Below are 26,113 nucleotides of genomic sequence, written 5' to 3'. Positions count from 1 at the left end.
TATGACAAATTGTGAATAACAGTTGTTTGTGCTAACGTTTCGTAAGAACACCTAAAAAACTAAAAGAGACAAACATGACTCATCACGTACTTGTTGTGGAAGATGAAATTGTTACCCGTACTAAACTGGTAGGGTATTTCGAGAATGAAGGATACAAGGTTAGCCAAGCGGACAGTGGCGCACAGATGCGAGAGATCATGGCGACCGAAAAAATCGACCTCGTCATGCTTGATATTAACCTTCCCGGTGAAGACGGTTTGATGCTAACTCGTGAGCTTCGTAGCCGCTCTGAAGTGGGTATTATTTTGGTGACAGGACGCACAGATAGTATCGATAGAATCGTTGGTTTAGAGATGGGCGCAGACGACTATGTGACTAAACCTTTTGAGCTTCGTGAACTGCTTGTTCGAGTGAAAAACTTGTTATGGCGCATGACCTTAGTAGAAAAAGCGCGTGACGAAACCATGGTCGAAATGCAGGAAGATAACATCATTCGTTTTGGTGAATGGCAGTTCGATATTAACAAACGCGCACTGACTCACAACGGCTTACCAGTGAAGCTAACTAAAGCAGAATATGAGCTGTTAGTTGCCTTCTCTTCACACCCAAATGTGGTGTTAAGTCGTGAACGAATTTTGAACATGTTAAGCCATCGAGTAGAAGCGCCAAACGACAGAACTATCGATGTTTTGATCCGTCGTATGCGTTCTAAAATGGAATTGGATCCGAAAAATCCACAGATTTTTGTGACAGTTCACGGTGAAGGTTACATGTTTGCTGGCGATTAATTCGTCTAAATTTATACAGTGACCGCACTTTATCGCTTCTTGTTGAGTGAAACATTTTGAAATAAAAAGGCCGTATTATTTGATAATACGGCCTTTTTTATGGAACAAAATGAGCAAATATCTTGATCTAAATCAATCGTGATGGATAAAATTTTTTGTGTGAATTTTATTCAAAATCAATAACTAATAATTAATCTCATTCGAAAGTCGATTTTTAAACCATTCGTTAACATCATCAATAACAAGTTGGGAACATGTGAGAATCTTATGTTTAACATTGCAAAAAATAAAAGTCATTTTGTTAATAAGAGAATTTATTGATCGCTGTTCAAAAAGAAGCTTTGCATATTTATAAGGAAATGAAGAAACACTATGCGAAGGTTGGAAGTAGAAAATTGACCTCATAAATGAGTTATTCATACTACAATAATGCACTGTTAATAGTTGATTTGCAGATTATTAATAAAGCAGACATACAATTTTTCGATTGTTAATAGGTAACAAAATGTAAAAAGCCCAGAAAATCTGGGCTTTATCGCTAAATATTGCAATTTTTTATATAGAAAATCGCGCTAATTATTAAGATTATCATCTCTTTTTAGCATTATTTTGTCTGTTAAATTCATCAGTTCAGGCAAGCTAATGTTACTTTCCTTCGCTAACTCACGTTGCTCATTGAGAACATCTTGCAAGATAGTATTTGTGGTTAATGGGTTTGCCAGAACGACACGGAAGACCGTGGTGATTTTGTGGTGCCATTTCTCTGGTGTAATACGTGTACGTGATACAAATGTCTTGCCTGATTCACGCTGTCGTTTTTGGATAAACTGCGTCAGATCATTGAGCAGTTCTAATAGAATTTCACGCTCTTCTGCTGTCGCAATTTCTAATGCTTGTTGAGTACGTTTTGGTACGTAACGATAGGTGAGCAAGCACAGTTCTGGCTCTGTCACTAATTCAAAGTCATCTTGCTGCTTGATGAGATCGGCAAAGTAACGGGCTTTTTCAATACTATTATTGATCAGTAATTCATAACCAGGACGGCTAATAATATTTAAGCTGGCATATAACAACATCGCCATACCACTACGTGAGCCTTCTAACGTGTGGCTACCTAAGTCTTTTGAACCTTTACGAAGAATATATTCCGCATGATGTTCAATTGCTGTCATTAGTTCTGGATTTTTGAAGATCACCATACCTGCGCCCATTGGAATGTAAAGCTGCTTATGGGCATCTATAGTGATCGAATCAGCGCGTTCAATCCCTTTTAATAAATGACGATATTTATTCGACATTAAGGTGGCGCCACCCCAAGCGGCATCAACGTGGAAGTGGCATTGATGTTCTGCTGCGATATCGGCCAGTTGTTCTAAGGGATCGATATTGCCGGTTTCTGTGGTACCAGCAATACCAATAATGGCGAAAGGTTTAATATTACGTTGCTTAAGATCAGTGAGGGTGGTTTGTAGATGATCCAGATCGATACGGTTATTGTCGTCTGTTTTTATTGATATCAAGCTGTCACGACCAATACCTAAAACATCGGCAGCTTTCTTTAATGAGTAATGACCACGCTCTGAGACTAAAATGGCTAAGTCATCATAACCATAATGCTTCATTGCTCGGAACAAACCTTCCTGTGCCACTCCTTTAAAATCACCATCTGGTTTTAACACAGTATTGCGGGCAACCCAAAGGGCGGTGATATTGGCAATGGTACCACCAGAACAAAAAGCGCCTAAAGAATGGTCAGCACTGTGCATCCATTGTTGGTAGAAGCTTTCCTGCTGATTGAATATAAGTTTATGCAGCATCCCTAGCACTTGGCGTTCAAGTGGTGTAAATGCTTTTGATGTTTCTATTTTTACCAAGTTCTGATTCAGCGCAATCATGATTTTGGAAAGTGGCATCATGAAATAAGGCAGGGCAGACGTCATATGCCCAATGAAGGTTGGCGCTGAAGTGTGAACCGACTGGGATACCAGCTTGTTTAATAGAAACTGGGTGTGCTCGGAAACAAAACTTGGTGTTTCTGGAATAGCAGGATCAGAGAAGTCTTTCTCTATTTCAATAAGAGGCTTTTCTCTTGCAGCAATGTGCGTTCGCAGAAACTCGTTTAGGTTTTCTGAAAGCTCTTTTTCGATCATCCCCAAGGTGGAATCTGGGGCTTCCGGTACTGTAAAAATGCGATGCAACGATTCCTGCGATGCATCGGCAGTGCGATTATTAACAGCCATAATACTCAGTAACGTTTCTTTAACTTGGGTAAAGTGCTGTTAATCTAATGGAAAACCTAACCTATGTCTCGAAAAATTTATGGCTCTGTATCATAACAGAGCCATAAATTGCTTACACAAGACAATGCTGTGCTGTTAACAGCACATTGTTAGTTTTGCGATTAAAAACGGTAGTTCATCCCTAGACTAACAAGCGTTGTATCAGCATCGTAGAAGTGGATGTTTGATTGAGTTGTGTTGTAACCAAGCAATGAAACAATACTCCAGTTCTTCCAGTTAAATGGCTGGCGATATTCATAAGCAAGGAAAGCACCGAAGCGGTCATCTTCCTGTTTCTTATCAAAAATAGGATTTTCTGCGTCAAACAGTGCTTTTTTATAACTTAAGGTTAAGATCAAGCTTGATTGCGGGAACAACTGGATGAAACTTGCTGAGCCACCGTAAATATCAGCAGCCATTGCTTTACCATCAGCATCTATGTTGCTGTAGTTCAACGCTGTACGGATCATTTGAGAACGGCTTAGTGGTAATAAGTGGCTACCCTCAATAAAGAATAGCTTCGCATTACGATCAAGTAGGTGAGTATCAATGTTTGACCCTTCACCACTTCTTTCTTGGTCGACATCATAGCGGCCATAAGCAGTATCAAGGGAGTACATTGAATCGCCAATATTTTCCCACTGTGCACGGAAAGCTTTAACGTTACTCCCTGTTTTCTCGCGTGAAGTACCCGTTAAGTAAGGGTTTTGCCATGTTTTTAAATCTAATAAACCCGGAATATAACTGAACGAGACAGTTCCGTTATTTTCTAATTTCTGGCGATAGCCAACTTCAGTGTGAAAACGTCCTAATGCGACATCAGAGCGATCAGTACCAAAGAAAAATTGTTGCTTAGCACTGGCTAACGTGTAAGCCAGTGTTCCTAGTGGAGCGGCAAGGATATGGCTTTGATCATTACCTGAAGAGTGTAAATTCTCTGTTGTTGCATTACCTGAATCAAATTGGGAATTTGTTCGGGTATATGCAGCCATTAATGAGATATCACCATTGAACCCTGGTGTCCAATCAACAGGTTTTGCCATTGTATTACAACTTACAATAGCAGTTGCTAAACCAATGTAGAGTGGCTTCATGCGTAAGCATCCTTTTCTAAATAGGTTTATTTCATCAAAGCAAGATTAAAAATGAAATAACAAACAAAAATACAAAATAAGTATAGATTAATTTTATATTAGCAAGGAAGGGGATTGAATCAGGAAATGGTAATTTAACCAAGTTTTGATAATGGGCATTTATTTTGATGATATTTGGAAGAAAAATAAAATTAGAATGTTAAATATTGCTCTTATTTTTGGCGTTTTAAAATAAATAAGAGCAATGAAAGGTGTGATTATTTACATGTAGTGGCGGCTAATTGCTGCATTTTTTCATTGTAAGTATTTAGGGGCTGCTTAATATCTGCTGGATGCGTTAATAAATCAGCAAAAGCACTACGTAATTCATAATTTTTAGGGTGTGGCTTTGTTTGACGATCGTTAAATGCTTTTTTGGCTGTTTGCCCTAATGGTGTATTTTGTTGTGATAAGGTTTTAACGTCTTGTTGCGATAATTTCAGCCACGATTCAACGGAGCTATCTAAATTTAGATGAGTTGCATCATTAGCTAAATACCAATCGAAAGCTTCACGGTTTAATTCGAAATGGTTCATTCTTCCTTGCATAAACCAATCACTGACTTCTTTTAAATCTGGGTGTTTTTGTACGGTGAGATCCACGAGGTTTTGATACCACTCAAGGGAAGCGTCAACGTATTGATGATACTTATCACTCTCGCATTGGTTCGGTGAGGCTAATGCAGCCGTCGGCATTAGAGACATTAAAATAAATGTTGCTGCAAGTTTCATCTGACGTCCTTGTAATACTAATTGAAAGCAAATTGTAACGATTTAAAAGCATTTCTAACACAAGAAAATGATGGCGTTACTTCTACTATGTTACTTAACGATAATCAGTGACCGCTGTAGCAAACCTGAAGCAAGTTATACGCTGTTGATATTAATGTGATAATTATCTTAATTCCGTACAAATTGATTTGATAACATCCGTGTAACACATCTACACTTTAGTTAACAAAATGTTACATATCCAAGCAGGGATAGATAAGGAGTTGAGTATGGAACAAGACTTAAAACTGGCTGTGATTACCGTAACACTGACGTTAACAACCATTTTTAGTTACGCCATCGTTGCGTTAACGGCTTAACATATTATTAAGTTAAAGAGATAAGTATCAGATTTATCTCTTTAACTTGTTAAGTGTCTATTCATTTTAAATACTCAACTAAGTTAGTATATTACGTCAGAATGTTTTCTAACCTGTGGGGGAGAAATGAATTATCTGCCGTTTAGTTTGAGTTCTTTTGATAAAGAATCGGTATCAGCTTTTTCGTCACATATTTATGCCTCACAACATAAGAAAATCGCTTTAGTTGTTCAGGGCGGTGGTCAACGTGGCATCTTTACCGCAGGGGTGTTAGATAGTTTTCTTGAACACCAATTTGATCCCTTTGCTATGTATATTGGCACTTCCGCAGGGGCGTTGAATCTTTCTTCTTATATTAGCCGCCAGCATCGTTTTGGTTATCAGTTTATTCAAAACTACACCACAACCGACAAATTCTTTAGCTTATATAAATATTTAAGTAAACAGCAGCCGATGAATCTGGATTGGGCGCTGCAAGTGGTCTCTCCATCGGGCGAGTTGCCGTTAGATTTTATTACCGCTAAGAAAACATTGCGCTATCGTGAAGCTTTTGCCTGCGCAACGCGTAAAGATACGCTGCAAGATATTTATATGCCAATGTATCAGGAGAACTGGCGAGAAGTGTTGCGTGCCAGCTGTGCGATCCCTGTGCTATATAACTTGCCTGTAAACCTTGATGATTTGGAATGGGTTGACGGTGGTGTTAGTGCTGCTGTTCCGGTTAAAGAGGCATGGCATAGAGGGGCCGATTTAGTTGTTGTTATACGTACCGAGCCATTAGAGCATGAACGGGAAGAAGAACGAGGGATCTTTGAAGACTGGCGTGAGAGTGTGGAGTTATATTTTCCATATTACATAAATAAACTCAGTTTAAATGAGTCTGTTGATCGCATTAAAACGATTCATCAGGAGTTAACTGGTCGATTTGAACAATGGCGTGAGCAGTACCGAAAAGAAGACATCATTGATGAGAATAAACGTCATATTCAGGATGAATTAACGCATTTAGAAACAAAGAGTGATGAAAAAGTAAAACAATCTATCTTTGGAAATAAGAGCTGGTTATCTCATATTAATATTGAGCGGTTATTAAAGCTGGCAGGGCAAAGTAATAATATTGATGTGATAGAAATGCTCGCCAAATATTATAAAACCTACCAAGACATGAACGAGTTCTTGGTTGAACCACCGAAAGGTTTACAGGTTATTCAAATTGCTCCAGAAAAAGCATTACATAGCCGTGCATTATTAAGCAGTAATGATGATTTGGAAATGGATTATCGCGAAGGGAAAATAATAGGACGTAAGTTCGTACATTGTTTCTCTCAAATATTGAATGAGAGAAGCAGTTTAATGCAGCATTTACGTGAAGAGTAAGCCGAGTAAGGGTTAGTTGCTCGGCTTACTATTATTCGATTAGCAGTTAATTGTTAAATGAACTTATAACGCTATCATCATCAATCGTAAGGGATTTACCATTACTATTAATAAATGAGGCGATAACACTCTGCATTTCATTCGTCGCAGCAATACTTTTTTCTGTAGCGGGCAGTTTTAGATCTGACGGATTTAGAGGCGTCAGCACTGAACTGTGAGATCCCCCCTTAAATCTTATAGCTGTTTTAAGAGGTGACTCTGCTATAGATTTAACAGTTTGACTCAATTGCAGTGGTTTTAGTAATGGCGTTGTTCCTGTAAATGGCGAATAAATTAGTGTCTTGCCTAGTGTCGATTGATTTGGAATAACCGTATCATTTTTCATTTCTTCTAATAAAACAGCTGTTGTTTTTGGAACAAATGCAGCGTGATTAATTGGATCTACTGGATCCATAACGGTTTGAGCAGCATAGGCAAATTTATTAAAATTGTCATTTAATGTATCGAGTGTTATTTTGGCTAATGAATTACCTGAATCTTTACTTGTCTTTAGCTGTGTTATGTAGTCGTTATAACATAGAGCAAGGTTTGTGTTACTACATTGTTTAGAGAATGATGGGTTAGTAGCACCAACGATTCCACCTTTAATGAGATCGCTAAAACTTTTTGAGTTTAGTAGTAAATATGGGATTTCAGCACCTGGATTTGCGAGTGCAACCGTATTTATATTAAATAATGTTTTATCGTATTGGTCATTAAAAATTGTTCGGTTTGCGATGTCTGCGACATCCACTCCAGTAATAGCTCCAAGAGAGTGCCCAGCAAAACTCACTCCGTTATTCAGTGATAACGCTGAAAGTTGTTTACCTAATTCTCTTGGATCAGAGTCTGTTAACACTTTTCCTATAACTGCACGTAAGTTAACTACATCAATAACACTTTGACGTAAATTATCTCTAGCTACTGCAAGATCAATAAAGTTTAAAAACATTTTTGGATCATCCGAAGCGTTCTTACCGCCTACACCTCGAGTACCATGAAGAGGTAAATCAATAGCAAAAATAGCTCGACATTGATTACCGATAATTTTGTCAGGTAAGCTTGGATTAGAATAAACAAATTGTTCTTTATTTGATGTTACACCGTGTTGGAAAATTGTCACGCTGTAACCTGACTGCTTGCATTTGGCTTGGCTTTCTTTGTCCAACTTAGGCATGATTAAATTATATTGTACTGCCGCAACTGATTGTTGTTGGGGAACAGGACTATAACGAGTGATCAATCTTTCTGGATCGAGTTGCTTACCATTAGCGAGCGTTAACTTTTGACCTTTCAGTGCCGTTAGTACTTTAATTTGTGTCGCTTTATCTGTTGCTACTTTTGCAAGATCTGTGTCTGAGATCTGTAGTTCTGAAAGTTGAGAAGCGATGGCATGTTTATCTGCATTATTGCCGTTAGTAAGAACATATTTAATTTTAGCAAGGCTTGGCATATCACTTTTCCAAGGGCTTACTAAATATTTCTCTGGTGCATTAGGCGAAGAAGAGATTTTGCTGCTATCTGTAGATAAGTAGTAAGGAAGGAAAACGGTTCCTGTGTAAATTTCATTTCCTGCAGGTGTAGTTGCTCCATATACACCACCAAGTTGTGGGCGTGTTAATTTATACAGGTTTTCTTGGTTAGGAATATTGTCACTAGCAATTACAGGCTCATCCGTTTCAATTTGTTTTGCAATCGTCTGTAGGGTTGCCATTTTTGCTGCATATAGTACATCGCCTACAGATAAGGTAGTAAACCATGACGAAAAGATAATATCCCGTTTCTTAACGATATTATGGAATGCTTCTTCTGTCGCATGGGTGATCTTCTGCGCTGGCACTAATGCAGCAGCCGGTGGCGTACTATCAGCTTTTAATAAAGCGTATGAGTTGCTCATACCTACCGCTTCGCCATTCATATCTTTTAGATCATCAGTAACAGCGAACATGTAGTTACTTGATGGATCCAGTGGCTTAAGCAGCATAACGATCAAGCTATTGCCTGAAACCGTCACCTTAAAATCACCGTTTTGCTGGGATAACAGTGTTGGCTGCGTGGTGTCGTCAGGATTAGTTGGATCCCCTGATTTGATTAAGTAAAAGCTATTTGCGGCTGTAGTAGCATCAAGCGCCTTACCAGTGAAGTTAATCGTAATCGGTTGGGTTGTGCTCCAACCATCAGTTTGACCCATTGCGATTTCAGGTGTTGTTGCACCTTCACGGGTTGCTAGTGTGCCATCTTGTACATCCATGCCTAAATAGCTAGGGATCACAATCCTCTTGTTTGCAGAAAGCAGATCGAAATCGACTTTAGTTTCTGCTTTCAAGCTGTTGGCAATATCAGGATCAATAGTAGGCTTTATTGTTGTTTGGCTACCGCCGCCACAGCCGACAACGCTTAATGCAGATGCAATCACTAAGGCAATTGAATTAAATTTCATGCTATATATTCCAAATAATGAACAACTGACAACGCATTAAAAGCGGTAGTTGATCTGTGCTGCAGCAAGGTAGGCTTTACCACTAGAAGTAAAGGTACTGCCATCTTCAACGAAGGTTGCTTTCTTACTATGAATGTATGAAAGACCCATATCGACCGAAAGATCTGGGTTGAAGTGGTAGGTAGCACCTGCTGAGTACCAGTAGCGATCAGTATCAGGAATACTTAATGTCGCTTGACCTGCATTTTGATCAAGGGCGAAACCGTAACGTAATGTCCACTCATCGTTCATAGTGTAAGTCGTGCCTACAGCCCAACGATACGTATCTTTATAGTGCTCTTTTTTCAGCAAACAGGTGCCAGCTTGACCATTAAAGCCCGGTTTACATTGCGAGCTGGTGGCACGAATTTCTTTGAACTTGCTGTATTGCGTCCATTGCAGGCTGTAGCTGATAGCCCATTGTGAATCTAATTGGTGGAAACCAGAAAATTCTGCAATAGCGGGTAATGGCAACGAAAGGTTAGCAGAAACAGTGTTATGTGGTTTACCTGTAATTGGACCTAGGTAGTCAGTAAATTTACCATCGAAATCAAGATCTACTTGCGAGCGGTAACTTAAACCAAAACGGTTATTCTGATCTAATTCGTATAACGCACCAATATTCCAACCCCAGCCCCAACTCGTACCTTTTAGGTTAATGGCATCATCACTAGGCGAGCTATTGGGTACAGCCAATGAAAGTGCACCTAGGCGACGGTCAAATTCAGCATTGGCGTAAACAAGGCTTACACCAGCGCCTAAACTTAAATGTTGGTTTACACGGTAAGCAATGTTTGGATTAAAGTTGATAGTTTCAAGAGAGGTTTTACCAGCCAATGAACCCGCATTAAAGTCGTTCGGGTATTTAGTCGTTACACCGTAATTACTGAAAAGTCCAAGACCAACGGCTACTTTGTCGTTTAGCGGTTGAACATAGTAACTAGCAGGTACAAAACTAACAGGGGCGATATTAGTCGCACCTTGACCAAAGCTGTGATCGTAAATATCAATCGAGGGTTTGATAACACTGATAACACCAGAGACTTCGGCTTTTTTGAAATGTGTCATTGCCGCAGGGTTTCTTGCAATCACGGCAGCAGTATCAGCAACGGCAGCATCACCAGCATAAGCACGACCTAGACCTGCAGCTGTATGTTCTGAAACTTGGTAGCCAGCGGCATAGGCTTGGCTTGATAGGGCAGTACCAATTACGCACGCTATATAACGTTTTTTAATGGACATTGACTGTCTCTCTTTTTATTCGCTTCTTGCTCTGCCATTGGTGTGATAAATGGCGGCATTATTTTTAGAGAGAGAAGTATATGTATACCCAATAGGAATACTAAGAAAAATTAGAGAAATGTCACAGAAATGAGGTTTGTTTGGTTGTATATCAGCCGCAGGGTATATTTATTATACAAATAAAATGAGCGAAAAATTAAAGTATTTGCTCTAATTATGTTCTGATGAATATTTTATAGTATTTTTATTAACCATATGTGGCGTGGTCTTTAGGTGTTTTACGTTAACAAGTGAATACAAAATATCGCTAGTATAAGTGGCGGTATTATGAAATTAATAAGTAATTATTTTGGACTTTAACGTGTGACTAATTAAATGAAAAAGTTCTATTTCTCAATTTTTATTTTGTTATTTGTAAATGGTTGTGCATCTCACCAATATGACGCGATACAGATGAAAGATGCTGGTGATGGTCTTAATTACAGCTTAGATGCAGAAACATTAACAGTTCAATATCAAGAGTATCAATTTGTGCCTGATACTAAGAGTCTGTTAATAAAATGCAGGAAAGAATCAAAAAACCTTGCAGATAAATTGTCTGTTAATGTAACCAATTTTGATTATGTGACAGAGAGAAATGCTTTACTCGGTATTACCTCTTGTATCGCATTCGGTGATTTAGAATAACTATAAATATAAAACGCGATAGGAGTCGCCTCATATCGCGTTTTCTTTTAACTACCTTGTACTAATGCTTGATGATTAAGCTAGTACAGTTTGTAGCCAAGGCCAGCCTTGCTTCTTACGGCTTAGCGTGTTTTCCATCATTAGAACGCCGTCTTTTGCGTGCGTGTCTAGGATGTCGTTCCACTCACCTTTGTAAAGTAGGCGAGTAGTGCTTGTTGTGATGTCAGTTAGCATTAGCGCAGCCATTGCTAGGTTTTCTTCATCACAACGACGCTGTAGATCAGCTTCTAGTGCTTCGATCATGTCTTCAACTTGCTCAAGAGTAGCAAGTTCAATTTGACCAACAACAACGTCACGGTTGTTGAAAGGGTAGCCTTTAAGATCTTTTTCAACTAGCTCAGCTGCAGACAGACCTTCGATGTCAGTCTTAGCGATTAGCAGTGCTTTGATGAATGCGTCTAGATCTTGAACGTCAGCGATTTGAGCAAGCTCAGCCACTGCATCTTTATCTTTTTGCGTACATGTTGGTGATGCGAAGCCTACAGTATCAGATAGGATTGCAGACATCATAAGAAGCGCTAGTTCACGAGTGATTTCGTGATCTTCGATCTTGAACATGTTGAATAGTACAGTACAAGTACAACCTACAGGCCAGATCCAAGCTTCAAGTGGGTTGATTGTCATCACGTCACCTAGACGGTGGTGGTCAACAATACCTACAACTTCAGCTTCTGCTAGATCATCAGGTGCTTGAGCAAGATCAGAGTAGTCAACTAACCATACTTTCTCGCCTGCAACGCTTGTACGTAGCTCAGGTGCAGTAACACCAGCCACTTCTAGGATGTGCTGAGTTTCACGGTTTAGTTCGCCTTGGCGAATTGCCGTTGCTTCAAGACCGCGAGCCTTAAGAAGAGCTGTACAAACTAGTGCAGAACAAATGCTATCACTATCTGGATTTTTGTGACCTACTACTTGGATCATGATGTTTCCTTAACTCGATCATGCAGTACAAGACTGAATGATGTAATACGACATTACTTAATTACAACCGATTATACCTATAAGCCTGCATTTTTATAGGTATAAGTGTTATCAAGTTTCATTTGTACCGAGGATTTTAGAGATTTTTTATCTATATTCAACAAATAAAGAATTAGCAGATAAAAATAAAGGCGAGGTTGATTAAAACCCCGCCTTTAGTCGTTATTTGAAGATAAAGTTTTTAATTGTCTGCTTACGCTTTTTGCGCTTGCTCAATTGCTACTGCAACAGCAACTGTTGCACCAACCATTGGATTGTTACCCATACCGATCAGACCCATCATTTCAACGTGAGCCGGTACAGATGAAGAACCAGCAAACTGAGCATCTGAGTGCATACGACCCATAGTATCAGTTAGACCGTAAGAAGCAGGACCTGCAGCTACGTTATCTGGGTGTAGTGTACGACCAGTACCGCCGCCTGATGCTACTGAGAAGTAGTCAAGACCCGCTTCTAGGCGTTCTTTTTTGTACGTACCTGCAACTGGGTGTTGGAAGCGAGTAGGGTTTGTAGAGTTACCTGTAATAGATATATCTACGTTTTCGCGGTGCATGATTGCTACACCTTCACGTACATCGTCAGCACCGTAACAGTTGATTTCACCACGTGTACCTTGAGAGAAACGACGCTCGTTAACCACTTCTAGTTCACCTGTTGTGTAGTTGAACTGAGTTTGTACGTAGTTAAAGCCGTTGATACGTGCAATTAGGTAAGCCGCATCTTTACCCAAACCGTTAAGAATAACGCGTAGTGGGTTAGTACGAACTTTGTTTGCGTTTAGTGCAATTTTGATTGCACCTTCAGCTGCAGCGTAAGATTCGTGACCTGCTAGGAACGCAAAACATTGTGTTTCGTTGCTTAGTAGACGCGCACCTAGACGACCGTGACCAAGACCTACTTTACGTTGGTCAGCAACTGATCCAGGGATACAGAATGCCTGAAGACCTTCACCTAGGAATTCAGCGGCTTCAGCTGCTGTTTTTGCGCCTTCTTTAAGTGCAATTGCAGCACCTAGCACGTAAGCCCATGATGCGTTTTCGAATGCGATAGGTTGTGTTTCTTTCACGATATCGTAAGCACGAACACCATTGTCTTCGATGTATTGACGTGCTTCTTCTAGCGATGCGAAACCGTATTTTTCTAGAACTGGAGTGATTTGGTTGATACGACGATCAAAGCTTTCAAATAATGCAGCCATGATAAAATCCTCAATAAATTTAGCAAATTAGGTTTAATTAGATATATGGATAACAGCTTGGCTGATTATTCGTGACGAGGATCGATAGTACGAACCGCTTCGTCGAAACGACCATATTGACCAGTTGCTTGTTCCATCGCGTCTGCAGCCGGAACACCTTTACCGATAGATTCCATCATCTTACCGATGTTAACGAAGCGGTAACCGATGATTTCGTCGTTATCATCTAGTGCAATTTTAGTAACGTAACCTTCAGCCATCTCCATGTAACGAGGGCCTTTTTCACGTGTACCGTAGTGTGTACCTACTTGGCTACGTAGACCTTTACCTAGATCTTCAAGACCAGCACCAATTGGTAGACCGTCTAGAGAGAATGCAGTTTGTGTACGACCGTAAACGTATTGAAGGAAGATTTCACGCATTGCAACGTTGATAGCATCACACACTAGGTCAGTGTTTAGTGCTTCAAGGATTGTTTTACCAGTGATGATCTCTGAAGCCATTGCCGCAGAGTGAGTCATACCAGAACAACCGATAGTTTCGATTAGTGCTTCTTCGATGATACCGTTTTTAACGTTTAGCGTTAGTTTTGCAGCACCTTGTTGTGGTGCACAAGCACCAACACCGTGGCTAACACCAGAAATTGCAATAACGTCTTTTGGATTGATCCAACGACCTTCAACGGGAATTGGTGCAGACTCGTGACGAGGACCACGAGAGATAGGACACATATTTTGTACTTCAGTTGAGTATTGCATTGCTCTGCCTCACTTGACACCGCGTTGCGAATTATAAAACTCAAAATAGGGGAGAGTTATAACGCTTAGCCGTGTTGAATTGATAATTCTTTATCGAGCAGAAAATAGAAGAGGACAAAAATGAAATAACAACGCGACGAATGCATAAATTAGTACAATTCTAACTTGAACTGTAAAATATCCATTTAAACAAATACACGGTCCTCGACTATTTAAAGCCGAATGTTGTTAGACGTCATTATCCTTTTATTTGAAAAGGCGGTTAAAGGAGGAACATCATCTCCCGCCATAAATAATTCTTTATGGCAAACGGTTAGTGATAAATATATCTACTTCGTTGATATTTTTAATATACGCCTTTTTTTATTATGTGCTTCATTTAAATAAAAAAAGAAAGATTCCAAAACTGGAATCTTTGAATGAGAAGATATCTTATTTGCAATTACAATTAATCACTTGCAAGCAAGACAGTTATTATTAGATTTAATACAAGTATTGATAAATTGTTGGAAATCTTTAAATGGCATTGGTTTAGCATAAACAAAGCCTTGAATAAGGAAGACACCTTGTTTACGTAAATACTCAACCTGATCCAGACTTTCAACACCCTCTGCAATCATGATGAGATTAGCCTTCTTACCGAAGGTGATAATGGCATTTAGGATGTTAGCTTTAACGTCACACGTACCAATGGTATCGATAAACATTTTATCAATTTTAAGAGTATTAATTGGCAGTTCTTGTAAGTAACTAAAGCCTCCAAAACCTGTGCCTGCGTCATCTAATTTAATGGAAATATCATTATCAATAAGACGTTGCATAACACTTTTCGCTGATTCGAGGTCAGTAAAAGGGGTTCTTTCTGTTACTTCAATCGCTAGACGGTGATTCGGCATGTCATGCTCAGATAACTTTTGCAACAGTTTGGTCGCAAAGGTTTGATTTTCTAACTGATGCGGCGGTACGTTAATGCTGGCATAAAACTGATCATTAAGGTCTTTTAAACTGGCAATATCAGCAGTGACTTGTTCAATCAGTAGATCGGTAATTTCATAGATTTGTTTATTTTTTTCAGCAATATCAATAAAAGCATTTGGCGGTATGATTTCACCGTTAGATTTATGCCAACGAAGCAGGGTTTCACAACCGATGATCTCGCCAGAAACGGAGTTAATAATTGGTTGATAGTAAGGGATGAATTCTTTTTTATGGATCCCTGATTCAATCATATTTTTTACTGTTTTATGGTGGGTGTTTTTAATACCTAGTAATAAACAGAATACGGCTAATAACAGTAATAAAGAAGTGTTAACTAATACAGAATCTGGTTTTGTAACATCATTAATTCCTTTTTTCGTTGCATAAACTTGAAGTAAAAAATCGTGAGTAAGCGGCTTTTGAAATAGCTGATAAGTTTCCTTTTTACTCTTTTTACTTTGTAAATGAATATGCTGATCTTTATAGATTAGGTAGACAGCAATATTATGCTTGTTGGTCTGATTATTATATAACAGTTGGCTAAATGGTTCAGATACAGCTAATACATAGCTGCCATTGGTAAAATGACGGACCACTTTTACGCGGCTATTGGTGTAGGGGGAAATGGTTAAATTTCCAACCGTTATTTTATGGCTTGCATGGCTATCATCACTAACAGGTGCAACATGGCCATAAATAGAACAACTTCTATCAGTAGTAACTAACTGCAAAAATTGAATATTAGTTGAAGTGTCATTTGTAAGGCGCAGCGCATCGATATCATCATCAGAGCATGTCATTGATAAATCAGGCACTAAATTATTGATCGCCGTACTGATAAGAATCGCATTTGCATCATTAACATCTAATGGTATGTTAATTCGATGGCTAAGATCATGCTCAAATAATGCGTATTTTATAAAACCTTGCACCAGATAAATGAGTAGAGTCCCTAATACAAAAATCATTAGGGGCAGTCGCCAACGAAGCCATAAGGTGTTATTCATAAATTTAAAATGACTGGGTATCAAAATTGCGGGTATTCTATTTGAGTTAGGAATGTGTTTCAAATTCAAATTCTGCTGGTGAATATTTTATTAGCGATAAACTGTTGTTAGATGCATTTTTTAACGTATAAACAACTATCCGTTAAATATATTTTATCTTTTACTCGTTTTTTATTAGGAGAGCAAATGCAAGAGCTATTTAAGTATGATGATTTATTATTCAAATCTCATTGTTTTTTTATTCCATTAGATCATAACGTTACTGATGGTGAAAAAATTAAAGTATTTGCTCGTGAAGTTGTTCATCAAAAGAATCAGAATGCGGATTTACCGTGGTTAGTTTATTTTCAAGGTGGTCCTGGGTTTCCATCTCCACGTCCTGCAGGTAATTCAGGTTGGTTAAAACAAGCCTTAACCAAGTATCGTGTATTGTTGTTAGATCAGCGTGGTACAGGGAAAAGTACACCAATTACACATCAAACATTGGCCGTGAAAACGCCAGAGCAACAAGCACAATATTTAACCCATTTCCGAGCTGATAGCATTGTCCGAGATGCTGAGTTTATTCGTGAAGCTTTGGGTATTAAACAATGGTCGATTTTAGGCCAGAGTTTTGGTGGTTTCTGCTCGTTGCATTATTTGTCTTTTTACCCTCAATCGTTAATTCGTGCGTATCTAACGGGTGGGATCCCACCTATCACAGGTCATGCAGATGAGGTTTATCGCGCTACTTATAAACGTGTAACGGGTAAGAACGCTGCTTTCTTTAAACGTTTCCCTGCCGCTCAAGAGCAATGTATCAAGATTGCAGAACACCTATTAAATAATGATGTTCGTTTACCTAATGGTCAGCGTTTTACAGTTGAACAATTCCAGTTATGGGGAATTAATTTAGGCCGTAGTGGCGGTGATTTGGCGATGTATTACGTGCTTGATGAAGCGTTTATTGAGGTCAATGGAAAACCAGTATTGAGCTATAGCTTCTTACAACAGATGCTTGTAGAGCAGAGCTACCAAACCAATCCTATTTATGCAATTTTGCACGAATCAATTTACTGCCAACATCAAGCGTCTAATTGGTCAGCAGAGCGAGTCCGTAGAGAATATCCAGCGTTTAACTACAGCAAAGACCAACCATTTATGTTCACTGGTGAAATGGTTTATTCATGGATGTTTGAGCAATTAGAGTGTTTAACACCACTTAAAGGTGCTGCTGACATACTTGCAGCCAAAACAGATTGGCCTGCGCTTTATGATGCAGAGCAACTTGCGAACAATACAGTCCCAGTTGTTGCTGCTGTTTATGTGGATGATATGTATGTTGAATATGACTTAAGCTGCCAAACGTTGGCATCAATGAATTCTGTAAAAGTGTGGATCACTAATGAGTATGAGCATAATGGTCTAGGTGCAGCAGGTGAGGTGATTTTACCTAAGCTGATGAAACTTGCAGATCAAATCTAAATTAGTTGAGTTGATTGCTAGGTTATTAAATATGTTATAATATAACAAAAAGGCAGTGGCTATTGTTTAATTCAATCTCGTTATCTTAAAAACGGTGTATTAGTGATCTTTTTCAGGAATATATAACGTAATATTTTCTGTTTGAATGCGCAGTGCTGTTGTCAGATGATAATTTTCGCTATTATCTGCGAAACAAGAAACAACGACGATAGTCATCATAAGCAATCAAAGCTCTTATGATTGAGTATTAGCAAAATGCTTAGGAAGAATATGGTAAATGTTAGGGCGAGAGTGCCTTTTAAAGTTGGTCTAAAAAGCAATATTCCTGCAGATTTGCTTTCGTTCAATGGGCTTGAGTCTGGTAAAGAACACGTTGCAGTGATTTTCAAAGATGCTGATAAAACATCTGCGCCATTAGTGCGTATGCATTCTGAATGTTTAACTGGCGATGTTTTTCACTCATCACGTTGTGATTGTGGTGAGCAGCTTGATGAAACCATCGAAAAAATGGGTGAGTTAGGCGGTATTATTCTTTATCTTCGCCAAGAAGGTCGTGGTATTGGTCTTTACAATAAAATTGATGCTTATAAGCTTCAAAGTGAAGGTATGAATACTTATGAAGCGAATAATCATCTAGGTTTTGGTGATGATTTACGTGAATTTGGTGAAGCGGCCCAAATGCTTAAAGCTTTAGGTTTAACGGATATTCGCCTTGTTACCAATAACCCGAAAAAAATCCGTGAACTTAGCGAGAACGGCATTAACATCGTGGAAGTTGTTGGTACTAAAGCACATGTTAAAGACGGTAACGAAAGCTACCTAAAGACTAAAGCAAGTCATGGTCATCACCGCTTTAACTTTGAAAGTTAATTCTGACTATTACCTCCCATGCTAATAATAGAGGCCCTGTATAGAATCAGGGCTTTTTTGTTTCTGAATGAATATGTCAGTAATCAACAGTAAATTCTCAGCATTAGAAAATCTAATCCAAAATTAAAATTATTTCGTGCTAATTGTTGCAATATCTGCTTGTTTAAATGCAAGTAGAGGATTAACATCTCGTGTCTTTTTTAGGCATAGATTCTAATATAAGGGTAAATATCGAACGTTGTTTTCGTGGTTTGCTTTTAAATTAGAATTTTATTCTTTTTATCGGTTCGTTTTTTTATTTTCGAATCTTTTACGAGATATTATTCTGTCTGAGGGTAATGGTTGTGGTTAAGCAATCGTCTTCTAGTATGGGCAAGTTCCTATTTTTGCTCATTATCTTTATTGCTGTAGGGCAAATGACACAAACGATGTATGTGCCAGCGATCCCTGAAATGGCAACATTCTTTGGTGTTAAAGCGTCTTATTTACAAGCGGTAATGGCAGCGTATTTGATCCCATACGGTTTGTCACAGTTTGTTTATGGTCCATTATCGGATCGTATTGGTCGACGTCCTGTGATGATCTCAGGCATGGTGATTTTCCTTATTGGTACTGTGATCGCGTTACTTGCACCTAGCTTTGAAATCTTATTATTAGCAAGCTTTATTCAAGGTATGGGTACAGGTACGAGCGGTGCTATGAGCCGTACTGTGACCCGTGACTGCTACGATGGTGCAGATCTCCATAAAGTAAACAGCCTTGTGAGCATGGGGGTGATTTTCTCACCATTAATTGCACCTGTATTAGGTGGCTATTTATCTGAGCATCTAGGTTGGGAATCGATTTATGTTTACCTATTGGTGTTTGGCGCACTTGTTACTGTGGCATTAATGCGTTCATTTGGTGAAACATTACCTATTGAAAATCGTCGCAATGAGCGAGTGTGGGTAAGTTATCGTCATGTACTAACAAATCGTCGTTTCCAAGGTTATGTCGTGTGCTTAATTGCGACGTTTGCAGGGGTTGCTACCTTTGAAGCATCGGCTGGTGTATTACTGGGTAGCGTATTAAAACTTGATCCAAGCACAGTCAGTTGGCTATTTATTCTGCCATTACCGGGTTATTTATTGGGTTCTTGGGGCTCTAATATCTTAATTAAACGCCTAGGGACTAACCGTGTTTTATTCCTTGGCATGTTTGCATTACTGGCAGGTGCAGTAACAATCATTATTCCTGGTATGGAAGGATTAGTGACCGTAACTAGCTTAATCGGTGGGGCATTTGTTTACTTCATCGGGGCCGGTGTTTTATTCCCAGCAGCGACAACATTAGCGATTCAACCGTTCCCACACCATGCTGGTACCGCTGGTGCTGTATTAGGTGGCTTACAAAACTTAGGGGCTGGTTTAGCGACATTAGCTGCTTCTGCAATGGGCGCACAAGATCAGTTTAACCTAGGTGCAGTATTGTCAGTGATGGCATTGATTGTAGTCTTTAGTTTGCTATGGATCCGTCATAGTGAACGTCAAGATAGCAGCATATTGGCAAACTAAAACATGTTTTAAGCCAATAAACAAAAGGCGGTATCACTTTCCTTTATTAGGAAGTTGATACCGCCTTTTTTGTATCTGTGCTGTGACTATGACACAGTGGTTATGGCTACGAGATTAGTCGCGTTTCCATAGGATGTGACAGCCTTTGTTCTCAGGATCACGGCTGATCAGCATACGAGCAAAAATGTCGTCTAGTTCGTCATTTTCTTCGTTAACAAGACCAATGATCACTTCAGCGTAAAGTTCTCCATCAACATCAAAACCTGTGTGCTCAGCCCAGTCATCACGAGTTTCAACAATTTCAGCTGCGCCGCGATCATCGAATTGAGCAGTAAATAGTAATACGTCTGCTGGCTCTAGGTTATCTTGCGCCATTTCTAAGAAAATATCGTATGCCGCTTCGATAACGTCATCGTAAGAAATCAGGTTTTGAGTTTCCATAGATTTAGATCTGTCTCTTGGTGTGTAAGAACTGCTGATTATACTGAAACCGAGATAAGATGCGATGACTATGATGATTTGAACGAAAATTTATCAGAAAAACACCGATTAAGCGTTTTTACTATTAGTTGACGGGCTTTGATAGTATATAAGCAGATGAAGCATAAAGAATTAAGCCGTTATTGCGATTTGTTATTGCTGCTATTGTACGTTTCACGCTGTTTACGAGTATGTATTTGTAATGAAAACACTACCAATACTTGATCAATCTACGCCATTCCAAGCGCCTTATATGCCGGTATTGCTAACATTGGTAAAGCAATTACAAGCCGATTTACCTCAGCAAATACACAGTATTTATTTAAATGGTAGTGTGGCAGCACGTTGTGCCACGGTGGGAGAGTCCGATATTAATCTGACTATGGTTGTTAACTGTGAATTGACGGCATTAGAAAAGCGTACAGTCGCCACGTTGTGTGAACATATTGCGTATCGTTATGATGTTGTGCCACGTGTTGATATCTGCGTTGTTACTCTCGATGATGTCATGACTCTGAGTTCCATTTTCAAATGGGGATTTTGGCTTAAGCATTGTAGCGTATGTTTATACGGTGAGGATTTGGCGAGCAAGTTTGGTTTGTTTGAGCCAAGTTGGGAAATAGCCAAAGCCTTTAATGGCGATATAAAAGCAGTACTGGCTGATTGTCGTCAAAAAATCATGGCAACCAAAAGTGTCACTGAATATAACGCACTGTGCCGTATAGTAGGTAAGAAGATGTTACGCAGTAGCTTTATGCTGGTGGCTCATCGCACATCGAGCCTTGCTTATAGCGAACAACAATGCGCTGATTACTTCCTTCATTTCTATCCAGAAAAAGCAGTAGAAATCGAACGCATTCAGATCTTAATTCATGGGCCGCAAGTGCCAAAAAGGGCATCACTCTTTTTAATTGAACAATTTGGTCAATGGATTGTGGCTGAGTTTGAAAAAATCGAAAAGAAAATCGGGTAAACAGCAAGCTAGGTTGAATAGAAAAAGGTAATCGAGGTTTTATTTGCAGTCGTTAACAACGGGTTTTGTACTCACTCGCCAAAGTCGTGATATTAAAGGGCAAACGGAAATCATACTCTGGGTAAAAACAGAGCAAGGGCCACATCGTTTGTCTATCGTAGGTGATAATCCGGTCTTTTTTGTTCGAACAGAGCAAAGAGCACAAGCACAACAACTGTTAGCAAAAGCCAATATCTCTGCGCGTTTTAACGATCTGCCGTTAAAAACCTTTCAGCATCATGCTATTTCCGCCTGTTATACCCAAACTATCCGTGACGGTTTTAGTGCAACCAAAGCACTCGCTGAGGAATATATTGATGTCTTTGAGTCTGATATTCGTTTAGCCGATCGTTTTTTAATGGAGCGTTTTGTTCGTGGTGGTTTAGTTTTTACTGGCGATCACAAAACCAAGTTAGGCTATACCGAGGTGACGAATACCAAAGTAAAACCTGCCGATTATGTGCCTAAGTTAAGCGTGGTTTCGCTGGATATCGAATGTTCAGAGAAGGGTATACTTTACTCTGTGGGCTTACATAGCGAAGCGGATAGTCGAGTGATCATGGTAGGGCAAGCCCCTGATGATTATCAAGATTCCGATAACCTAGTGATTGAGTGGGTTGATGATGAAAAGGTGTTACTACAAGCATTAGAGTCTTGGTTTACCGCATTTGATCCTGATGTGATCATCGGTTGGAATGTTATTGATTTCGATTTTCGTTTACTGTTACATCGTGCCGAGTGGAATAAAGTTAATCTACGCATCGGACGTGGACGACAAACACCCCATTACCGACCATCATCGCAAAATCCGAACCAAGGGTTTATTACTATTCCCGGTCGAGTGGTGATGGATGGTATTGATACCCTAAAAACTGCGACCTATAACTTCCGTTCGTGGTCGTTAGAGTCTGTTTCTCAAGAATTATTAGGCGAAGGTAAAGCCATTCATAACGTTCATGATCGTATGGCGGAAATTAATAATATGTTCCGTCACGATAAGCTCTCACTTGCCAAATACAACTTACAAGACTGTGAGTTGGTGACACGCATTTTTGATCATACCCACTTACTTGATTTTGCTATCGAACGTTGCCGCTTAACGGGGGTTGAGCTTGATCGTGTGGGTGGTTCTGTTGCTGCTTTTACTAATCTTTATATGCCGCAATTACATCGTGCTGGCTATATTGCACCGAACTTGATCAGTGATAACTGGATTGCAAGCCCCGGTGGATATGTCATGGATTCTAAGCCGGGTTTATATGACTCGGTACTCGTTTTAGATTTCAAATCGCTATATCCATCCATTATTCGTTCCTTTCGTATCGATCCAATGGGGCTGGTGGAAGGTTTAACCTTGCAAGAGGGCAAAGCTGACGATCAAGCGATTAGTGGTTTTCGTGGTGGGCGATTCCACCGAACGAAACACTTCTTACCCAAGATGATTGAAGAGTTGTGGGCGGCACGGGATCAAGCCAAGCGAGATGGTGAAAAGGCGTTCTCACAAGCGATTAAGATCATCATGAACTCGTTTTATGGTGTGCTGGGCTCTTCGGGGTGTCGTTTCTTTGATCACCGTTTAGCATCATCTATTACCATGCGTGGTCATGAAATCATGAAACTTACACGTGAATTGATTGAAGCCAAAGGTTATGAAGTGATTTACGGTGATACCGATTCAACCTTTGTTTCGCTTAAAAAAGCCCATTCAAAGCAAGAGGCAGATCAGATAGGCAATGATTTGGTTGAGTATATTAACCAGTGGTGGACTGATCATCTTTGCGACGAATACGGATTAACATCGGCATTAGAAATTGAGTACGAAACCCATTATCACAAGTTCCTTATGCCGACTATTCGTGGACAGGAAACGGGCAGTAAAAAGCGTTATGCTGGTTTAGTATGGCGTGGTGATAAAGAAGAAATCGTATTTAAAGGTTTAGAAACTGTACGTACCGACTGGACGCCGCTAGCCCAGCATTTTCAGCAGTCGTTATATCAAATGGTATTCCACGATCAGCCTGTTGATGATTACATTCGCGAATACACCCAGCGTACATTGGCAGGGGAGTTTGATGAACAGTTGATTTATCGTAAAAGGTTACGACGTAACCTTGCTGATTATCAGAAGAACATTCCACCACAAGTACGTGCAGCCCGTTTAGCCGATGAAATGAACGTAAAATTGGGTCGTCCAAAACAGTATCAAAACAAAGGTACAATTGAGTACGTGTTTACTACTTCAGGGGCAGAGCCGAGTGAATATCGTCAAAGCCCAATTGATTACAATCATTACATTGATAAACAGTTAAAACCCGTTGCTGATGGGATCTTGCCATTTATTGGTAAGTACTTCGATGATATCACTGCACCACAATTGGGTTTGTTTTAAGCGCGTTTATTATCTAATTTTATTGTTAAAAGATATTATCTGTTTAATAGATAATTCCTTATAATATTGAAAAATTTTTAGATAACATTTGCTATGAAAAAAACATTTAACGCGTTTCGTTACATTGGCTGGTTAGCCATTATTTGTTCGACTTTGGGATCACTGCTGCTGTTTATTGTTGGTGCAATGAAAACCTATACCGCTTTTGCGGTGGTATTTTTAAATAAGATCCCACATAACAGCTTGGCGCATTTAGATACCGCAGATATCGCGACCTACTATCTGATCAAATCGCTTGATACCTTCTTAATTGCCTTTGTCTTATTCATTTTTGCTCACGGCGTTTTTACGCTTTTCATTTCTAACAAAAAGCCGGCCGATGCTGACAAAGAAAATGTATTAGGGTGGATTAAAACCCCTAACATTGGTCACTTAAAGAATGTATTAGCAGAAGTGATTGTGATCATTCTTTTTGTGAAGTTCTTAGAAGCAGTATTGGTTAATTTTGATCATCTCGATTGGAAGATCTTAATTTTACCTGTATCAATATTACTTTTGAGCTTAGGTTTGAAGTTTTTAAACCTTGCGGAAGAGTCAGAAGATCGCATTGAAGAGAAAGAGTAATTTTCGTTTGATTATTGCTTTTATCAAATAATAAAAAACGCACTCATTGAGTGCGTTTTTTTAGCTAATGAATAAGATTATTTAAAGTATTCGACTTTAGATACATCTTTCGTATTAGCAAGAATAGGATCGAAATTAATCACACCACGATTTTGGGTACAGATCTTGTAAACATCACCACATTCAAAAATAGCAAGGATCTCTTCTGGTGCACGGAAAATTTCAGGTGGCTGCTGTCCAACTTCAGCAATGCAAACTGTGCCTTCATGCGACCATACAAGCTTACTTACTCGCTTATCATCATTAGGAACTGGCGCTGATACATGCGCAGCAATAGATGAATAAACTGTTTTTGCTTGCTCAAGGTCTGTTGCCGATGGTACAAAAAAATCCATGGTTCCCTCCTCTGATATACCTTAATTCACTGAATTATAGATATAAATGTAAATAGTTAGTTATCAACCGTGACAACTCGAATAACCTTAGCAGAGTTGAGGCAATGAAATCAACTGATATAGCAGGCTAATTTTTCATAAAAATAAAACCAAATTAACCATTTAGTAAACTTTTGCTTTCATATTTCACTAAAGAAAAGCATAAATCATGATGATCTATTATTCTCAAATAAAGTGGTTTGTCTGGGTTTAGTTTTGATGGGGATATATGGAGCAGAAAGATTTTTTTGATATTCCAAGTCCCTGTAAGCGGATATGTGAAGTTAACAATAGGGGATACTGCAAAGGGTGTTATCGCAGTAGGCAAGAGCGTCTTTACTGGCTGCAAATGACTGATGATCAAAAGCATCAGGTACTTGATATTTGTCGTCGACGTGAACAGCAAGTACGACGACGTCATCGTGCTAAAGTGCAACAGGAATTGGAAAAGCGACAAGGAATTGAAGAAGATCCGCAACAGCCGCTCTTCTAATTACTAAGAGATAGCCATGCGATAGGTAGAAAAAAAGCACTCCGAAGAGTGCTTTTTAAAAAATAATTATGAACTCGCAATTAGATGCGTTTGAAGTCCATGTGTTCAACTTTTGGCTTGAACGGGTGACGTTGGATGTCTTGAGGCTTAACTTTAACTTCTTGACCGTCGATTACTAGTACGAAACCTTCGTAGAACTCAGGCTTGTCCATTTGGTTGATGATATCGCTGTGCTTAAGAGTGATAGAAACAGGAGCTGCTTCACCACCGTAAACGATACCAGGGAAAAGACCTTCAGAACGTAGGCGGCGGCTCGCACCTTTACCTAGGTCAGTACGTACTACTGCGTTAAATTTCATAATAAATTCTCTTTGAGATAAATAATTCACTAAGTAATGCGACCTTACTTAGTGTCGTAAAACGAGCGCGGATATTAACAGTCATATTGTGTTTTATCAAGCATATTAAACTGAAAAATAACGTTAATTAATTAGTCGCAGTATTCGTGATTTATTTGCTCATTGTTTGCACATAATTTGAGTATTGAACACTTATGAGTAAATCTTTTTTTTGGTCAGTATTCCTTCGTATTTCTTCACGTTATGAAATCTCGAACAACTAATTTTCTGATAAATAGCGAAAAACAATTGCAAATCTAAATGATAGTAATTATCGTTACGTTTTGTAATATTTGGTTT

22 protein-coding genes, 1 pseudogene and 1 riboswitch are annotated in these 26,113 nt (G+C 39.2%); of the genes and pseudogenes, 11 read left to right on the top strand and 12 right to left on the bottom strand.

From position 1 onward, the window contains the following. Nucleotides 1–74 precede the first annotated feature (74 nt). Entirely contained in the window at nucleotides 75–788 is a 714-nt protein-coding gene (torR, locus tag Q7657_RS17225) for a two-component system response regulator TorR (RefSeq protein ID WP_005368225.1), read from the top strand. Nucleotides 789–1,360: 572 nt separating this feature from the next. On the opposite strand, the gene panP is transcribed toward torR, so the two are convergent. From panP to Q7657_RS17210, 3 genes are all read right to left on the bottom strand, one after another. Next, complete coding sequence (gene panP / locus Q7657_RS17220) at nucleotides 1,361–3,028, bottom strand: pyridoxal-dependent aspartate 1-decarboxylase PanP (protein WP_107166520.1); 1,668 nt, start codon at nucleotides 3,026–3,028, stop codon at nucleotides 1,361–1,363. Nucleotides 3,029–3,189: 161 nt separating this feature from the next. Further along, complete coding sequence (locus tag Q7657_RS17215; RefSeq protein ID WP_107166519.1) at nucleotides 3,190–4,161, bottom strand: DUF2860 domain-containing protein; 972 nt, start codon at nucleotides 4,159–4,161, stop codon at nucleotides 3,190–3,192. Between the two features lie 257 nt (nucleotides 4,162–4,418). Beyond that, a complete protein-coding gene (locus Q7657_RS17210) occupies nucleotides 4,419–4,931 on the bottom strand; it encodes a hypothetical protein (protein WP_107166518.1) in 513 nt (170 codons plus the stop codon). Between the two features lie 485 nt (nucleotides 4,932–5,416). On the opposite strand from Q7657_RS17210, the gene Q7657_RS17205 reads away from it, so the two are divergent. After that, nucleotides 5,417–6,667: a patatin-like phospholipase family protein gene (locus tag Q7657_RS17205; RefSeq protein WP_023931960.1), complete on the top strand. Its 1,251-nt coding sequence runs from the start codon at nucleotides 5,417–5,419 to the stop codon at nucleotides 6,665–6,667. A 46-nt stretch (nucleotides 6,668–6,713) separates the two neighbouring features. Here Q7657_RS17205 and Q7657_RS17200 read toward each other — a convergent pair whose 3' ends face one another. Together Q7657_RS17200 and Q7657_RS17195 are read right to left on the bottom strand one after the other, a co-directional pair. Further along, nucleotides 6,714–9,146: a VolA/Pla-1 family phospholipase gene (locus Q7657_RS17200; protein WP_107166517.1), complete on the bottom strand. Its 2,433-nt coding sequence runs from the start codon at nucleotides 9,144–9,146 to the stop codon at nucleotides 6,714–6,716. 36 nt (nucleotides 9,147–9,182) lie between these two features. Continuing rightward, the gene (locus Q7657_RS17195) at nucleotides 9,183–10,427 is read right to left on the bottom strand and encodes an outer membrane protein transport protein (protein WP_107166516.1); all 1,245 of its coding nucleotides are present in this window, start codon (nucleotides 10,425–10,427) and stop codon (nucleotides 9,183–9,185) included. Between the two features lie 375 nt (nucleotides 10,428–10,802). Between Q7657_RS17195 and Q7657_RS17190 the strand changes: the two genes are divergently transcribed. Then, nucleotides 10,803–11,114, top strand: coding sequence for a hypothetical protein (locus Q7657_RS17190; protein ID WP_107166515.1), 312 nt, complete (start codon nucleotides 10,803–10,805; stop codon nucleotides 11,112–11,114). 75 nt (nucleotides 11,115–11,189) lie between these two features. On the opposite strand, the gene Q7657_RS17185 is transcribed toward Q7657_RS17190, so the two are convergent. From Q7657_RS17185 to Q7657_RS17170, 4 genes are all read right to left on the bottom strand, one after another. Beyond that, complete coding sequence (locus Q7657_RS17185; RefSeq protein WP_107166514.1) at nucleotides 11,190–12,095, bottom strand: manganese-dependent inorganic pyrophosphatase; 906 nt, start codon at nucleotides 12,093–12,095, stop codon at nucleotides 11,190–11,192. Nucleotides 12,096–12,348: 253 nt separating this feature from the next. Continuing rightward, nucleotides 12,349–13,353 (bottom strand): GGGtGRT protein, encoded by a 1,005-nt coding sequence (locus Q7657_RS17180; protein ID WP_053989608.1) that lies wholly within the window; start codon nucleotides 13,351–13,353, stop codon nucleotides 12,349–12,351. A gap of 65 nt (nucleotides 13,354–13,418) precedes the next feature. Next, nucleotides 13,419–14,111 (bottom strand): iron-sulfur cluster assembly scaffold protein, encoded by a 693-nt coding sequence (locus Q7657_RS17175; RefSeq protein ID WP_008987207.1) that lies wholly within the window; start codon nucleotides 14,109–14,111, stop codon nucleotides 13,419–13,421. Nucleotides 14,112–14,333: 222 nt separating this feature from the next. After that, a riboswitch (Fluoride riboswitch) is annotated at nucleotides 14,334–14,404 on the bottom strand. Between the two features lie 159 nt (nucleotides 14,405–14,563). Next, on the bottom strand, nucleotides 14,564–16,057 hold the full coding sequence (locus Q7657_RS17170; protein ID WP_258178279.1) for an EAL domain-containing protein: 1,494 nt from the start codon (nucleotides 16,055–16,057) through the stop codon (nucleotides 14,564–14,566). Between the two features lie 225 nt (nucleotides 16,058–16,282). Here Q7657_RS17170 and Q7657_RS17165 point away from each other — a divergent pair, with 225 nt between their 5' ends. The 3 genes from Q7657_RS17165 to emrD all read left to right on the top strand — a co-directional run bounded on the left by Q7657_RS17165 (nucleotide 16,283) and on the right by emrD (nucleotide 19,983). Beyond that, entirely contained in the window at nucleotides 16,283–17,560 is a 1,278-nt protein-coding gene (locus Q7657_RS17165; protein WP_107166512.1) for an alpha/beta fold hydrolase, read from the top strand. A 270-nt stretch (nucleotides 17,561–17,830) separates the two neighbouring features. After that, a complete protein-coding gene (locus tag Q7657_RS17160; protein WP_008987204.1) occupies nucleotides 17,831–18,430 on the top strand; it encodes a GTP cyclohydrolase II in 600 nt (199 codons plus the stop codon). Nucleotides 18,431–18,768: 338 nt separating this feature from the next. Continuing rightward, nucleotides 18,769–19,983 (top strand): multidrug efflux MFS transporter EmrD, encoded by a 1,215-nt coding sequence (gene emrD, locus Q7657_RS17155; protein ID WP_107166510.1) that lies wholly within the window; start codon nucleotides 18,769–18,771, stop codon nucleotides 19,981–19,983. A 114-nt stretch (nucleotides 19,984–20,097) separates the two neighbouring features. Here the strand turns inward: emrD and Q7657_RS17150 are convergent, their stop codons facing one another. Further along, nucleotides 20,098–20,424 carry an HI1450 family dsDNA-mimic protein gene (locus tag Q7657_RS17150; protein WP_053989612.1) on the bottom strand — a complete coding sequence of 109 codons (327 nt, stop codon included), beginning with the start codon at nucleotides 20,422–20,424 and terminating at the stop codon, nucleotides 20,098–20,100. A 241-nt stretch (nucleotides 20,425–20,665) separates the two neighbouring features. Here Q7657_RS17150 and Q7657_RS17145 point away from each other — a divergent pair, with 241 nt between their 5' ends. The 3 genes from Q7657_RS17145 (at nucleotide 20,666) to Q7657_RS17135 (ending at nucleotide 24,488) form a co-directional block, all read left to right on the top strand. Beyond that, nucleotides 20,666–21,436, top strand: a complete 771-nt coding sequence (locus tag Q7657_RS17145) for a hypothetical protein (protein ID WP_107166654.1) — start codon at nucleotides 20,666–20,668, stop codon at nucleotides 21,434–21,436. Between the two features lie 43 nt (nucleotides 21,437–21,479). Further along, entirely contained in the window at nucleotides 21,480–23,864 is a 2,385-nt protein-coding gene (locus Q7657_RS17140) for a DNA polymerase II (protein ID WP_107166653.1), read from the top strand. A gap of 93 nt (nucleotides 23,865–23,957) precedes the next feature. Next, the gene (locus Q7657_RS17135; protein WP_053989615.1) at nucleotides 23,958–24,488 is read left to right on the top strand and encodes a YqhA family protein; all 531 of its coding nucleotides are present in this window, start codon (nucleotides 23,958–23,960) and stop codon (nucleotides 24,486–24,488) included. A 77-nt stretch (nucleotides 24,489–24,565) separates the two neighbouring features. On the opposite strand, the gene Q7657_RS17130 is transcribed toward Q7657_RS17135, so the two are convergent. Then, on the bottom strand, nucleotides 24,566–24,883 hold the full coding sequence (locus Q7657_RS17130) for a hypothetical protein (protein ID WP_107166652.1): 318 nt from the start codon (nucleotides 24,881–24,883) through the stop codon (nucleotides 24,566–24,568). 268 nt (nucleotides 24,884–25,151) lie between these two features. Between Q7657_RS17130 and Q7657_RS17125 the strand changes: the two are divergent. Both Q7657_RS17125 and Q7657_RS17120 read left to right on the top strand, forming a co-directional pair. Then, nucleotides 25,152–25,259: pseudogene (locus Q7657_RS17125) on the top strand (DUF1289 domain-containing protein); the annotation flags it as partial. Nucleotides 25,260–25,271: 12 nt separating this feature from the next. After that, complete coding sequence (locus tag Q7657_RS17120) at nucleotides 25,272–25,415, top strand: hypothetical protein (RefSeq protein WP_237458962.1); 144 nt, start codon at nucleotides 25,272–25,274, stop codon at nucleotides 25,413–25,415. A gap of 80 nt (nucleotides 25,416–25,495) precedes the next feature. On the opposite strand, the gene rplY is transcribed toward Q7657_RS17120, so the two are convergent. Next, a complete protein-coding gene (gene rplY, locus Q7657_RS17115) occupies nucleotides 25,496–25,774 on the bottom strand; it encodes a 50S ribosomal protein L25 (protein WP_053989617.1) in 279 nt (92 codons plus the stop codon). Nucleotides 25,775–26,113: the final 339 nt, after the last annotated feature.

The organism is Candidatus Photobacterium acropomis, assembly GCF_030685555.1.
Lineage (GTDB): Bacteria > Pseudomonadota > Gammaproteobacteria > Enterobacterales > Vibrionaceae > Photobacterium > Photobacterium lucens.
The sequence above is the reverse complement of the archived record's forward strand: the minus strand, read 5'-3'. Positions and strand labels throughout refer to the sequence as shown.